Origin of the sequence: Oscillibacter sp. ER4 (assembly GCF_000765235.1) — a bacterium.
Classification (GTDB): Bacteria; Bacillota; Clostridia; order Oscillospirales; family Oscillospiraceae; genus Hominicoprocola; species Hominicoprocola fusiformis.
In genome coordinates, this window is the sequence record NZ_JPJG01000056.1 from 39,035 (window position 1) to 53,274 (window position 14,240).

General features: G+C 44.4%; 12 protein-coding genes and 1 pseudogene. 11 read left to right on the plus strand and 2 right to left on the minus strand.

Annotated elements, in window-relative coordinates; all coding sequences use genetic code 11:
- Nucleotides 1-311: 311 nt before the first annotated feature.
- The 9 genes from NI20_RS0109195 (at nucleotide 312) to NI20_RS0109235 (ending at nucleotide 10,432) form a co-directional block, all read left to right on the plus strand.
- Nucleotides 312-1,574, plus strand: a complete 1,263-nt coding sequence (locus NI20_RS0109195) for a plasmid recombination protein (protein ID WP_033121105.1) — start codon at nucleotides 312-314, stop codon at nucleotides 1,572-1,574.
- A gap of 172 nt (nucleotides 1,575-1,746) precedes the next feature.
- The gene (locus NI20_RS0109200) at nucleotides 1,747-2,052 is read left to right on the plus strand and encodes a hypothetical protein (protein ID WP_033121106.1); all 306 of its coding nucleotides are present in this window, start codon (nucleotides 1,747-1,749) and stop codon (nucleotides 2,050-2,052) included.
- Nucleotides 2,053-2,231: 179 nt separating this feature from the next.
- Entirely contained in the window at nucleotides 2,232-2,444 is a 213-nt protein-coding gene (locus NI20_RS0109205; protein WP_033121107.1) for a helix-turn-helix transcriptional regulator, read from the plus strand.
- 14 nt (nucleotides 2,445-2,458) lie between these two features.
- The gene (locus NI20_RS0109210) at nucleotides 2,459-4,354 is read left to right on the plus strand and encodes a Dam family site-specific DNA-(adenine-N6)-methyltransferase (protein WP_033121108.1); all 1,896 of its coding nucleotides are present in this window, start codon (nucleotides 2,459-2,461) and stop codon (nucleotides 4,352-4,354) included.
- 13 nt (nucleotides 4,355-4,367) lie between these two features.
- Nucleotides 4,368-6,374, plus strand: coding sequence for an AlwI family type II restriction endonuclease (locus NI20_RS0109215; protein WP_033121109.1), 2,007 nt, complete (start codon nucleotides 4,368-4,370; stop codon nucleotides 6,372-6,374).
- A gap of 27 nt (nucleotides 6,375-6,401) precedes the next feature.
- The gene (locus NI20_RS0109220) at nucleotides 6,402-7,220 is read left to right on the plus strand and encodes a DUF6414 family protein (RefSeq protein ID WP_033121110.1); all 819 of its coding nucleotides are present in this window, start codon (nucleotides 6,402-6,404) and stop codon (nucleotides 7,218-7,220) included.
- Nucleotides 7,213-8,340: an AAA family ATPase gene (locus NI20_RS0109225; protein WP_033121111.1), complete on the plus strand. Its 1,128-nt coding sequence runs from the start codon at nucleotides 7,213-7,215 to the stop codon at nucleotides 8,338-8,340. Before NI20_RS0109220 ends, NI20_RS0109225 begins: the two co-directional genes overlap by 8 nt.
- 67 nt (nucleotides 8,341-8,407) lie before the next feature.
- On the plus strand, nucleotides 8,408-9,646 hold the full coding sequence (locus NI20_RS14240) for a Shedu immune nuclease family protein (protein ID WP_052084558.1): 1,239 nt from the start codon (nucleotides 8,408-8,410) through the stop codon (nucleotides 9,644-9,646).
- Between the two features lie 213 nt (nucleotides 9,647-9,859).
- Nucleotides 9,860-10,432: a DUF6100 family protein gene (locus NI20_RS0109235; protein ID WP_156108606.1), complete on the plus strand. Its 573-nt coding sequence runs from the start codon at nucleotides 9,860-9,862 to the stop codon at nucleotides 10,430-10,432.
- A 464-nt stretch (nucleotides 10,433-10,896) separates the two neighbouring features.
- Here NI20_RS0109235 and NI20_RS0109240 read toward each other — a convergent pair whose 3' ends face one another.
- Both NI20_RS0109240 and NI20_RS0109245 read right to left on the minus strand, forming a co-directional pair.
- Nucleotides 10,897-11,940: an AAA family ATPase gene (locus NI20_RS0109240; protein ID WP_033121113.1), complete on the minus strand. Its 1,044-nt coding sequence runs from the start codon at nucleotides 11,938-11,940 to the stop codon at nucleotides 10,897-10,899.
- Nucleotides 11,941-11,953: 13 nt separating this feature from the next.
- Nucleotides 11,954-12,550 carry a restriction endonuclease subunit S gene (locus NI20_RS0109245; RefSeq protein ID WP_081958445.1) on the minus strand — a complete coding sequence of 199 codons (597 nt, stop codon included), beginning with the start codon at nucleotides 12,548-12,550 and terminating at the stop codon, nucleotides 11,954-11,956.
- Nucleotides 12,551-12,693: 143 nt separating this feature from the next.
- Here NI20_RS0109245 and NI20_RS0109250 point away from each other — a divergent pair.
- Together NI20_RS0109250 and NI20_RS0109255 are read left to right on the plus strand one after the other, a co-directional pair.
- Nucleotides 12,694-13,413, plus strand: a pseudogene (locus NI20_RS0109250) (DNA methylase); the annotation flags it as partial.
- Nucleotides 13,414-13,517: 104 nt separating this feature from the next.
- On the plus strand, nucleotides 13,518-14,240 hold a 723-nt coding region (locus tag NI20_RS0109255; protein WP_052084560.1), incomplete at its 3' end, for a helix-turn-helix domain-containing protein.

Here is a 14,240-nt window from a genome sequence, read left to right on the forward strand (position 1 = left end):
CTCGCGTCCTCCGTCCCCATCGAAAAATCCGCAGAGTTTGAGATGGATGTGGGCAAAAGATTATGCGCAGGAGCTGTCTGCAAATAAGCTGCTGACCACGCCGGTTTTTGCGGTTTGTATCCACACTGCAAGCCGCAAAACCGGCAGAGGCATCCGCAGATGCCGCATATTCCCCGCGTCCCCCTCGGAGAGCCCACGATACTTTGCAGCCGCAGGATGAAAGTATCATAGTGGGTTATTACACTTCCGCAGAAGTGCCTCCCCGAAAGCTACCCGTCCTGCACAATCTGAAATCAGGAGGTAAACTGCCTATGGCAAGAGGCGACGGTATCCACCGTACCAGCGCAAGAAACGCAAGAATGAAAGATACAGACATCGACAACGCACAGGCGCATAATGAGCGCGAAAAATCGTCGTATGTCAATCAGGACATCATTCCTGAACGGACGCCATACAACGTCCATTTCAAAACACCAACCGCCGGGTATAAGGAGATGTTCGAGCAGATGCGCTCTGACGGCGTGATCTCAACACGCGGTCTGAAAGCGGATGCCGAGAAATTCGGAGAGCTGATCTTCGATGTCAACTCTGCCTACTTCTTCAACCACGGCGGCTATGAATTTGCAAAACAATTTTACGCCGATGCCTACAAAGCTGCAATCAAAATTGTCGGCGGTGAGCAATACGTCCTTTCGGCAGTCATGCACGCCGACGAGCGCAACCGCGCCATGTCCGACGCGCTGGGACAAGACGTGTACCACTATCATCTTCATGTGATCTATATCCCCGTCGTGGAGAAACAAATCCTGTGGTCGAAACGCTGCAAGGATAAATCTATGGTGGGGACGGTCAAGGAGACGATTCAGCAGGTCAGCATGAGCAAGAAGTGGGCTTCCAAGCCTGCGCTGGACGAGAACGGTGAGCCGATTTTAAGTTCCAAGGGCAAACCCATTCTCAAGAAGTCCTACAGCGTTTTGCAGGATGATTTCTTCCGGTATATGCGCGACGCCGGGTACGACGATGTGGAGCGCGGCGAACGCGGTAGCTCCGAGGAACACCTGACGGTGACGCAGTTCAAGGTGCAGCAGGAGCAGGCGCGGCTGGCAGAACTCACAGAGCAGAACCGCCAGCAGGAGCAGCAGGTAGCGACGCTCGGCAAGCAGATCGAGAAAATTCGGAATCAGCAGGTCAATGTGGCGGCTATCGAAAAGATTGAGGCCAAGCCCGTTCCACTGTCCTCCAAGGTGATATTGGAGCGTTCTGAATACGAATCGTTGGCAATAGCGGCAAAGAAGTACATTACAGCCGAGAAAAAGGAATCCAAACTGCAAAAGGCTCTTGACGCTGCAAACAGGCTGATTGCAAAGCTCAAGGCGGAGATCACCGGTTTGAAGCAGGAGCTTTCCGAGTACAAATCCGTTCGCAGCAAGCTCCGCACATCGGATCTGGAACGCGAGAACGCAGAGCTTCGAGGAAAAGTGCAGCGCTACGAGGATGTGATCCAGCGCAATAACCTCTGGCATTTCTTCCGTCCGCACAGAGAAAAAGTGGCAACGCGTGAAGATGTCCGCTGATGCCGTGTTGAACTGAGAAAAACGGATTTTACCGAATGGGAGCGTCCAGATCGAGCCGCGTATCATTTGGGCGCTCCCCATGCAAAAATCAACCTGTTTTTGCAAGTGTAGAGCTGACAAAGAATCTTGAAAATGCGCCTGTTTTTACAGAACAGGCAGAAATGGAGGCAACATGAAAACCGGACTGACCAAACGGCAGAAAACGACCTGCATCTATTTTGACGAATCCAGCAAAACCGTTGAAATCCAGACACACAATACCGCGCTCAAAAAGCGGCTGGCACAGTATGCAGCAAAGCATCCCGATTTGTGCAGGCAGACCGACGATGATGAACAGGGCGGTCTGACCTTCGAGATCGACCGCAAGCGTTTTGCCGTCCGTCTGACCGCGCCGTATTCGGATACGCGCCGACAGGCAGCAAGTGAGCTTGCCAAGAGAAACGGACTGAAAGGACGAGATAGAACCGGAAGTAAGTGATTTATCTGCTAATGTCCATAGGAGCCGCCAAGCTCCTATGGACATTGTTGTGAGCAAGAAATATTGGTAATTACGTACTTGTTCCCTGATCCAAAGTATGATATACTGATAACAAGTTCAGCGAAAGCTGATTTTTACTCATTAAAATATGAATTCAATTTACTGTTGGAGTGAAGGACATGGCTGTAAGTTACAAGAAATTATGGAAGCTGCTAATTGATAAGGATATGAAGAAAAAGGACCTTTGCGCAGCAGCAGGCATCAGCCATGCATCAATGGCAAAGCTCGGTAAAAATGAAAATGTTACAACCGATGTTCTTGTGAAGATTTGTACCGCTTTGCAATGCGATATTGGTGATATAATGGAACTTACACCCGAGGTCAAAGCCTGAGAGGAGACGGCAAAATGCGAAGTAATACAGCAGCACAGATTTCTACAATAGCCGCCAAACCGATTCTCAAGTGGGCAGGCGGCAAGACTCAAATGCTGGGAGAACTGCTTCCAAAGGTTCCTTCTTCCTATGGACGTTACATTGAACCTTTTTTCGGTGGTGGTGCCTTGTTTTTTGCATTGCAGCCCGAAAATGCTGTCATTGCAGATAGTAACCCCGAGCTAATCAATATGTATCGCCAAGTGGCAGACCATGTGGACGATGTGATCAGCTACCTTGAAAAATACCAAAATACAAGTGAAATGTTTTATTCTGTACGCAGTTTAGATTGGGAGACTTTGCCCAAGGCAGAAGCTGCCGCAAGGACGATTTATCTCAACCGGACATGCTACAATGGACTTTATCGTGTCAACAAAAAAGGACAGTTTAATGTACCATACGGAAAGTACAAGAATCCAAAAATATGTGACACTGAAGCGCTTCATGCGGCGTCACAGGCTTTGCGGAAAGCTGATATTGTCTGTGGAGACTATTTCCTTGTTCTGGAGCATTATGCTCAGCCGGGTGATTTCATTTTCTTAGATCCTCCATATCTCCCGATTTCCGAGTATTCGGATTTTAAGAGATACACTAAAGAACAATTCTATGAAGAAGATCATGTTGAACTTGCAAAACAAGTCATGCGTTTGCACGAAAAAGGCTGTCACGTCATCCTGACAAACTCAAACCATCCTCTTGTGCATGAATTATATGCTCCGTTCAAAATTGATGTTATCCAAACTAAGCGTCACATTTCCTGCAACGGAAGTACACGAAAAGGCGAGGACGTGATTGTAACCGTTCCACCAAAGCAGCACTTTCTTATCAAACTTGCCCCTAAGCCTTTACCGGAACAGGTTTCTGCATATCCTCCTACACGGTTTATGGGTTCAAAGAGCAAACTACTGTCTGAGATATGGTCGGTTGCTTCTCAGTTCCAAGCCGAAACAGTAGTGGATTTATTCTCTGGTTCTGGCATTGTCGGGTATATGTTCAAGGCGCAAGGCAAAACGGTAATCAGCAATGATTATATGTCTATGTCGGCAACTTTTACAAAAGCAATGGTCGAGAACAATAATGTTACCCTGCCGCTCAATGAGGCAAAGAGTCTGCTGGTTACGCACAAGGAATCCGATCATTTTGTTGCAAGCACATTTAAGGATTTGTACTATACGGACGATGAGAATGATCTCATTGATACCCTTCGCACCAATATTGCAGGAATACACGACCAATACAAGCGCGCGATTGCAATGACAGCATTGATTCGCGCCTGTACCAAAAAGCGTCCTCGCGGTATCTTTACATACACTGGAAACCGTTATAATGATGGACGAAAAGATTTGCAAAAGGCACTCTCCCAGCAATTCCTTGAAGCAGTTGATGCAGTAAATAAAGCCGTCTTTGATAATGGAAAGCCGAATAAGTCACGAAATGGTGATGCAATGGATCTCCGCATTGAACAGGCTGATTTGGTGTACATAGACCCCCCATACTATTCACCGCTCTCCGATAATGAGTATGTGCGCCGGTATCATTTTGTGGAGGGGCTTGCCCGAGATTGGAAAGGCGTAGAAATTCAGGAGCATACGCAGACGAAGAAATTCAAATCCTATCCAACCCCATTTTCAACAAGGAAAGGCGCAGCAGATGCGTTTGACCGACTATTCAAGAAATTTGCAAACAGTGTTTTAATCGTCTCCTATTCTTCAAATAGTCTTCCCACGCAAGATGAAATGGTGGCAATCATGGCAAAGTACAAGAAACATGTTGAAGTTGTTCCGGTAGATTACAAGTATTCTTTCGGAAATCAGAGTGATGCCAAAACACACAGAAATTCGGTACAGGAATACCTTTTCGTTGGGTATTGATCGGAGGCACAGCATGAGCGAAAAGATAAAAATATGGCTAGTTGGAAATACCGGTCTGCGTAACCCCAATCGAATTCAGGAGGGATTCGCAGCGTATGCCAGCTCTCCTTTCGTCGGAAATCTACGAGAAGAAAATGAAGTTGCCTTCATGAATTTCTTAAATGAAAAAGGCATTATTCAAAATGAAGCTGGAAAGGACGAATCCGGAAGTCACGCACGAAAGTGGCGCTTGATGTTTTCCAGAAACGGTTTTATTTATCCTCAGCTCAAGAAAAAAGATGGCGAGCAGGAAGAGTTAGGACCGCTTGATGAAATCACGCCATTTGGCAGAACCTTCCTGAAAGCAGACACATATCCCGCAGTGCAAGAGTGCTTTCTTCGTTCAATGAGCGTTGAACAATATCCAATGCCTGATGGTATGCACTATTTTTCTCCGTTAAGATGGCTCCTGGCAGTCATGCTGGAACTTGAGCGGCGAACCGGTTCTTCTGAATTGAGCAGAATCGAATTCGCACTGTGGGGACATACCACTAATCCCAGCTATAATGTGGATGAGGTTGTTGATAGGATTCTTGATCTGCGTCAACGAAGAGCTGCTGCCCCTGCCAAGCGCTCTTTTGATAAGAAAGAAATTGCAGCCAGAGGCGAAAATTACGACAAAAAGCCTGATAATTTCTTAGATTATAGCGATATGAATATGCGGTATCTCCGTATTTCTGGAATTTTCCAAAGAAAAGGCAGAGGGCTTATTATTGTCCCGACAAAGCATGTGTTGGCAGAAAAACTTGCAAAAGCAAATGCGAGTGCCGTGCCGATAATGGAGCAGTATAAAACACTCTGCAACGGTGCGCCTCTGCCTACTGATAACGCAGATATTGCAAAGTCTTTGCTTGACGATCTGATTAAGCAAATGCGAGAGCGGCACATTTTGTTTGACATTTCTGATCTCCCACTAAACACTGCCGCAGAAATCAATATTGCACGACAGCGGCTTGAGAATATTCTTGCTCAAACAGATGAAATCCAATATGCAAATGATCAGTGCAACCAGTGGCAGGAAATCAGAGACTACATGACTCTGCTGATTAGAGGCGGGGGCAAGCTGGTATATGACGAAGATAACGCCATTGAGGTACCTAAGGACGAAACTCCTGCCTACCTTGAGTGGACGCTTTGGCGAGCTGCTTTAGCCATTGATCACATGGTTAATAAGCCTTATGAAGTCCGTGGTTTCAAATTGGATTCTGATTTTATGCCAGTTTCAGCAGCGGGCGGCGGCAAGGGTGATCTGTACTGCGAGTTTAATGATTTCACTATTCTAACGGAAGTCACTATGTCTATGTCCTCTCGTCAAGAAGCTATGGAGGGTGAGCCCGTTCGCCGTCATGTTTCGGATGCAGTTCTGAAATATGCTAAGCCTGTCTACGGAATGTTTATTGCAGTGCGTATTGACACTAACACTGCCGAGACATTTCGACATGGCATTTGGTATGCAAAGGGAGATGTAAAGCAACGTCTGGACATCGTACCTTTGACATTGGCACAATTCCAGAAGTATTTCATCGCAATGTTTGAGGCAGAAAAGGCAAATCCTGAACAGCTTAGAGATTTAATTCTTAAATGCGAGTCGAGACGGGATATATTAGAGGCACCTGCGTGGAAGCAGTATATTGATGCAACGGTTTCCGACAAGGTGACTGAGATCACAAATGGAGACGTAGCACAAAATGCAGATGAAGCACCCCTCATTCCTGCCGGTGCTATTGTTCACCATACAACGTTTGGTGTGGGGCAGGTTGTAGCGATCGAGGCACACTTCCCGGAGTGTTCCGCAACAATCGAATTGCCATATTTACATTCTTTGCCTGATGATGTAAATTTCTGCCCTGACGGGAGAAATCTGATGCATGATCGTTTTGGAGAAGGAATTGCATACGCGTACGTAATTGTTTTTTCAAAAGTCATTATGAGGTTATCCTACCCGTCAGCATTTACTGATGGATTGATGATTGTGGATTAAACTTACATATTGAAAAGCGGTGAGGTAATGGAAAAGATCTGTAAAATAGTGTACTTTGACGAAGACTCGGTTACCGATTATGTTCAAATCGTAGCTGGTGGAGAACTTGAAAATACGACTGAATTATTGAAATCAAGGGATGCACAGGAAGCGCAAAGCGTTCAAGCCAACGGAAAAGTTGGAATTAGTGGAATTTTTAAGGCGTTGTTAGGCTGGGAGGCTGGAGCTTCTGCAGATGTATCTGCTGGGCTATCTTTCAATAGCAGCAAGATGGTAAAAAATATCGTTAAGAACACGATTTTAACGGACTTTCTGAAAACAATCGAGGATGTCAGCCAAGGGAGAACGAATTCACGGCTTCCCAAAGGCACCATTAAACAATTTAAAGGATATAAAATTAGTGCAGTAGAGGACTCGTTGTCATACATGGTAATGGTATCTCCATATTTAAGTATGTTAAAAAGCGGAAGCTCCATCCCTGCTGGTGAATTCAATATTGCTGTCGATAAACTCGACAATGCCCTTAGGCACGCCAAAGGATATTATGAATTTGTTGGAACAAAAGGAAGGAGCCGTGTAATATTACGGTTCAACATTAACTCTTTCCGAAACAGTTATACCATTAGTGATTTGCTAAAAATGGACTTGAGCATTTATGCTATAAAAGTTGGTAGAACTTCTCTAGAGAATCTTAATGTCAACAAAGAACTGGGAATGAAAGTTTCTTTAATTCCAAAGGATAATCCATCTTACGAACCCAATGCGGATGCTGAAGAAGCCGCTGCCACCAGTCCAACTTTAGATGTATTCGATGTCTTACTTGCAGGAGTTGAAGCAGATGACTGATAGAATTGTAATATTCTATGGTTCTAAAAAGGATTTTGAGGAATTGGTAGCAACGGAGACGAGCAAAGAACAAGTTACCATTCCATTTATGGAACTTATTCAGCACTATAATGCGCGATTGCGTCCAAATGAATCTGGCGTAAGAGAATCTGCGCTTAGTCGCAATATTGATGTAGATAATTGCGTTGTCAGAGCTGATGATTATGGTTCCGTTTTAGAACATGTTCTCTCTAATTTTGTTAATGTGGTTACACTCAATCATGACATTGGAACCTTGTTTGTTCACAACCCACCAAGAAAAGTTAGAGATTCCTTACGCTCTGCCTATGGTGATGATATAGAATATTTAGGAACCCAGTATCCGGATTTGTCAAGAGAAAAGCTAAAGGAAGTCTATTCAAATATTGAAAAGGATATTTTAGGACAAAGTAATTGTAAGAAGCAGATCATCAGTGGTATGTATCGCCTGATTGCAAAGGCAAATAACAAGCCAGTTGTTTTAATGTTATATGGCCCCTCAGGAGTCGGCAAAACCGAGAGTGCTAAGAGTATAAGTAAAACAATGGGCGGTGAGCTTTTAAGAATCCAGTTCTCAATGATGCAGACTACAGAAGCATACAATTATGTATTTGGTGCTGAACATTCAAAAGGTAGTTTTGCAAGGGACATGATGGCAAGAGAGTCAAATGTTATTTTAATTGATGAGTTTGATAAAGTTAATCCAGCCTTTTATAATGCTTTCTATGAACTGTTTGACGAGGGGCGCTATGTTGATACAAATTACGATGTAAACTTAGGACAAGCCATTTTTCTACTAACTTGCAATTTCGGTAGCGAGGAAGAAATCAAAAAAATCCTAGGCCCAGCTATGTTTTCAAGGATAGGATGTTGCATTGCATATGAAGAGCTTTCTACAGAACAGAAACAGACCATTGTTCATAATTGGTATGAATCTATTCTGTCCGTCCTTAAAGCTGATGAAAAAGAGGAAATTGAAAAAACAGATATTTTGGATTGGTTCATAAAAAACGCCGAACGATATGACAATATTCGCATCCTGAAAACAAAATTAGAGAATGCCATATTTGATAGGCTGTCAGAGGTGTTTATCATTTCCTAAGCACGACAACAGTTAAGCTTCATAGTATTAAGCAAATCCCATAGGTTTGAAAGGAGAGCAGAAAAGTGTGAGAGTTCCTTTGCAAACGCCCCATATGCGTGATATGACAGCAACCACAGTTGATGTTGTCTCTACTTCTTCTTCAACAGCAAACGCATCTCCTGTTGTATTACATCAAACGGATATGCTTAGATTCAAATTTATTCCAAGCCTTGTGAAGAATGAGAAAGAACCGCAGAAATCCGTTTCGGGAAAACTTCTATACGAGAAAAAGCGAAAAAAGGATGATGTTTTCCCTACCGACAGCGGTGATGTATCTTCCAAAGTCTCACGCGGTTCTGTTAAAGCTGGCGACTGGATGGAATTTCAGTTGGACACCAGTGAAACCTATGAATTATACCATGGGCTAGCACAGCTATATGCGTTATACGGCAATATGAAAGACATACCGTATGGAACAGCTACTTATACTCGAGTTGATAATGCTTTCCGTCAATTCTTGTCTATAATTCAAAATGATCCTTCAGCAGCTCGAATGATTGGAAATGAGGAAAATTTTGATCTCGTCAAAACACTGCTAAGGCTGATTACTCAAACCGAATCTCTTGAGTCTCTGAAGAAGAGTCTTATGGAGTTGCAGGACGATAATTTGCAGCATCTAACGACAACACTGAATATTGAAAAACTTCAACGGGTTGCCACACTCATGGCAGACAACCTCGATAACAATAGCGAAGAGTTCTGGCAAACTACTGTTTTCAAGGAAAACCAGTGGGTTCTGGCGCAAATATTTGCGTGCCCTTGCACAATTTTTTCTGATAAAGCCTATGTTGGAGGCAAGGGTGTAGACAATAGTGGCGGTAATTTGTGTGACTTCATATATCAAAATCGACTATCACAAAATGTAGCGCTGATTGAAATCAAAACCCCTTGTACAGAGATAATTGGAAACTCGTATCGCGGCACTTATAGCTTCAGTCACGAATTGAGCGGTGCAGTAAATCAGGTTTTGAATTACCGTGATAATCTCACAAAATCCTACTATACCATATGTCACCAAAGTGCTTCTCAATTTGAGGTGTTATCTCCTAAATGCGTTGTTATAATAGGCAAACTTGCGTCCATGAATTCGACACAAATTGCAGCTTTTGAGAGCTTTCGCAATAGCTTAAGTGGAGTGCAAATTCTAACGTTTGATGAGCTATATCAGCGCGTTATAGATCTTATTGCTATTTTGTCCGAAACACCATCTCCAACGCAGCATACTCCTGAACTAGAGGACGAGGGTGACGAATTCCCATTCTAACCATATTGCCAATTCTTCAACATACATGATATAATATAAATATCTCACACAGCAAATTTCCGCTATTGATAGCATCCCCTGATAGCTTTTTGATAGCAGAAAGTCGGATACCCCATAGGATTGGGATAATTGGTATCAAATAAAGCCAAATGGGATCAAACAGTCTATACAAAAAAGTTTAGACTTCGTTTCCACTTGGCGAAAGGGTACAAAATGGACCAATTCAGTTTCCGTAGCAGGAAGATGCTTTTAGAGGCTGTCCACTCCGCGGAGGACGCAGCCATCCAACTCCGACAGTACGCAGTGGCAACGCTGCCGCCCGTGCGGGAGATTCCCGAAATAAGCGGTGACGCCGATTTGCCTGCCTCTATTGAGATCGCGGCGGAAGACTGGCTAAGAATGGAACTCCCCTGCGTCATGCCGCGGCGAGAGGACAATAACCGATCCCGCCTCCTGGCAGGACTGCTGTGGAATGCGATTCATCGGGCATTTCCGAAGCATGATCAGCCGAGATTTTACACCTGCGTACTGGTGTATGAGCACATCTACGATCTCAGCCAAAGCAGGCGCTTTATCGACCACGATAACCTGGAGCTGAAGCATTGTCAGGATGTGCTGGAAGCAGCCTTCCTGACCAACGACACCTCAGCGCTCTGCTCTGCGTTTCAATGCAGTCATCGGGGCCCGCAAGACAGCGCCCGCATTTGGATACTGACGCCGGAGCAATTTCTCGAATGGCTGAAAAAACACCGTGAATGTTGGAATGGCAGCACCGAAAATAGGTAAGAGACAACCCGAAAACGCCTACCAATTCCTGTTCAAATGGCAGTGCGGATTTTCGGTGTTCTGTAGCAGAGGAAAACCCTTGCGGCGCAAGGACTCTCGGCCTTAAAAACGGTCGGGGGTAGGGTTTATAGGGTAAGGACTTTGGATAACGGTAAAGAGACCGTTCCGGCAGTCTGAGATAAGTATGCTTGCCGATCATAGGCTGCGCGTGTGAAGTGTCCGGCAGCCTTGCTGATCAGGCTTTCTGCTTGCCCCTGTGAGTTGGCTGGATGCGCTGTTGAGAGAATAATTGACCGAACAAGAATGAGGATATATTGATGCAATTAAAAAATGAATGTATGGCAGTAAAGCTGCTGGATTTTATAGGCCTGTGCGGCGAAGTGCCGGTTTCTCTGGTAAGAATGCTGCCGGGATATTATGACTATAATCGGCATGTGGTGACAGCGCTGATACGGGAGGGCTACTTAAAGGAACGGCGCATAAAGGGGTATCGACGCAGAATCGTTCGCTCCCTGAGCTTGACGGAATTGGGATCGAAACAGCTCCAGCGGGTCAGTCCCGGACGGGCGCAGCGCGTCCACAGTCATGCGCTGGCTCCAGAGAACGGACATGGCAGCTGGAAGAAAACACTGCGGCTCCACCGCGGCGCGGCCTGCCTGTTGGCAGCAATGAGGCTCTGTGTTATCCGGCAGCCTGGGAGCCAGAAAGAGTCCGCGATGGGACAGCAACTCGTCTATTTCAGCGCCTATGAACTGACCCAAAAGTATGGTTGGGACAACAAGAGAGCCAGATTGTCGGGCATTTTTGTGTACAGGTATTAGTTTAGGGTCAAAGTCATAAATTCTGATCAAATCTCTCGAGTAGAACATCGGAGGCATAAATAACATGATAAAATGAAGAATCAGTTCCTTCCGGTGCTCCTGCTCACTCAAATAACGTGTTATAAAATCCGAGTCTAACCCGCTCCTCAAATCTTCGGAATGAAGAAAATCTGTATCGTTTTTAATATCTGCAACTACACGATTACCGCTACGCCTATAACGAATCATGTATTGCTTATCGGCAGCAGTAATGCATTTTTCACCCTTGACAAAATCAAGAACTTGATAGTATTTCAGGCATAAAGAATCTTGCGTTATTGTAAAACCGGATCCTCTCTTATGAGGTGTAATTTGAAATTGGTAGTCGAATCCGGCCAGTAAGAGGCTGATATCCTGTTTTCGATCAACATATCTAATCCAATTTTCTTCTTCGCAATCAAAAGAAAAAGCAATCGAAAGAGGTTTGCTTTTTCCAATGGATGTGTTCAGCACATATTCAATTCCGCCAGACAGTGATATGGCGTTTTCAATGCCATAGTCCACAATATGATCAATAAAACGCAGAATATTAATTGTATTGGATTTGCCTGATGCATTGGAACCTATCAGAATATTCAAGTCACCAAACGATATGGTTTCGTCTCTATAACTTTTGAAATTACTGACGGATATACTGGATATTTTCATATACTGTCTCCTTTCATTCCACTGTAGCTTGTCCGTTCATGAGCATTGGAAGGAGCCAATCACGGAGTTTTGTGAGTTCGCGGTTTTCTTCTTCGATAATACGAATTTTTTGTTCAATAGGTTGTACGATTTCCTCAAAAGATTTTACCAGTACGGGATTAGGGATAACCACTTTCGTTTCATATAAGGTATCCTTTGTAATAGAACCGAATGTGGTGCCATTGCCGTCCAGTACGTTGAATAACTGCTTGAAACCCGCCAATGTATACCATAGGTAAAGCTGTGATCCTATTTTACTGTTCAAAGCTGCAAGGCCACGCCCAATGCTGCAATCCTCAATTGCCACATTCAATGTCCCGACAGGCGCACGAACACTCATGAGAATATCACCGGATTTTGCAAACCTCGTTGGTGCTGTTGTATATACTCTGGGGACAGGGAAACGAGTGCCAAAGTCAGTACATCCCTGATAAAAAATCATTCCATTTCCATTTTCATTGTATGTTTCACCTGCTGGAGACTGTCCCATGGCAATATTTGCAATATCCGACAATTGACCAACGTTCCACCCCTTCGGAATCTCGCGATTGAGCTGATCATTCCAGATCATTTCGCCGCCGGAGGAACGATAGGGTTTGCCGTTTTTATCCGGAAAGTCAAACTGCGTAAACCAATTTCTGCGGAGGAACAGAAAAAGGTGCAAATGCGCAGTCAGCAGCGTCAGTTTCAGGCGGAACACGCCGAGGATAGCAATACAAGCTCTTCGGCAAAAATGCGGAGCTGCTGATTGACCATGCGTGGGGTTGGGAGCCTTGCACCATTGAAGCAATCAAAGCATATCGGCCAAGCACAAACAGTCTCGGCTCCGGTCAGGTTTTGCACCAGCCCTACACTGCCGAGAAAGCCAAGCTCGTTCTCCGCGAGATGGCTGACCTTCTCGTTTTGGACTTGGTGGACAAGGGACTTGTCACAGATCAGATCGTTGTCACGGTTGGCTATGATATAGAAAATCTCACCGATCCTGAGCGAAGCAAAAAGTATCACGGAGCTATCGTGAAGGATCACTACGGACGGCAGATACCGAAACACGCGCACGGCACTGCCAACCTTGACGGTCACACGTCATCTACGAAGAAAATAATGAGTGCTGTGTCAGAACTCTTTGACCGGATCGTCGATAAAAACCTTCTCGTGCGCCGGTTGAACATCGTCGCAAACCATGTTCTGCCCGAAGCAGATGCACCTAAGAAGAACGACGGCTTTGAGCAGCTTGACTTCTTCACAGACTATGCAGCTCTTGAGGCAAAGCAGGAACGGGAACGCGCCGAGCTTGAGCGTGAAAAGAAAATGCAGCAAGCCATGTTGAGCATCAAGAAGAAGTTCGGAAAGAACGCTGTCCTCAAGGGCATGAACTTAGAGGAAGGCGCGACGGCGAAGGATCGCAACGCACAGATTGGTGGTCATAAGGCTTAGGAAAATTTGAAGTTTACAAAGACATTAAAATTGCAGAAATATGCTCAAATAGTCAAGTGAATATTTCCTTACTGTGATAATTTTGAAAGGAAAGGAGGAGCCACTTGAAGCATTATTTTGAATTAAAGAACGCAATCGAATATATCGAAAATCATCTAATGGACAACCTGAAGCAAACAGATATTGCAAGGAGTGTAGAGGTGTCTCTTTCATCATTACAGAAGCTGTTTAAGCATAGCTTGGGATATAGTATCAATGAGTATGTCATGAAAAGGCGTATGTCAGAGGCTGCCACAAGACTTGTTTTGGAAAATGCACCAGTAACCGATGTGGCTTTTGAATATGGGTACAATACAGTTGAATCTTTCAGTCGAGCATTCCATAAGGTGTATGGTGTGTTACCATCAGAGTACAAAAAGGATGCAAGGCATGGCGAACTGTTTACTGTGGTGGATATTTTTGAAGATGCAGTTACAAGAGATTGCAGCCGTTTGGTAAACGTTTTACGAGAAAGTAAGGACAGTTATGTGGTCTGTTTCGATATTGTCGGAATTGTTCAAATCAATGATATTTCAAGGAACGCAGGAGATATAGCGATAATCACTGCATTACAACGTATTCATAAATATACCGAAGAAGGATTTTTTGTGTTTCGTATAGGTGGAGATGAATTTGCAGTTGTAACACCATTTGAGAATGTAACTGATGCAGAAATTTTCATGAATAAAGTTTTGAAACATAATGCAGAAACATTTCTATTTGATGGTATGCAGATACCGGTATCTGTAAGAGGTTGGATTGGAAAGAATGAGAACACCTATCAAATG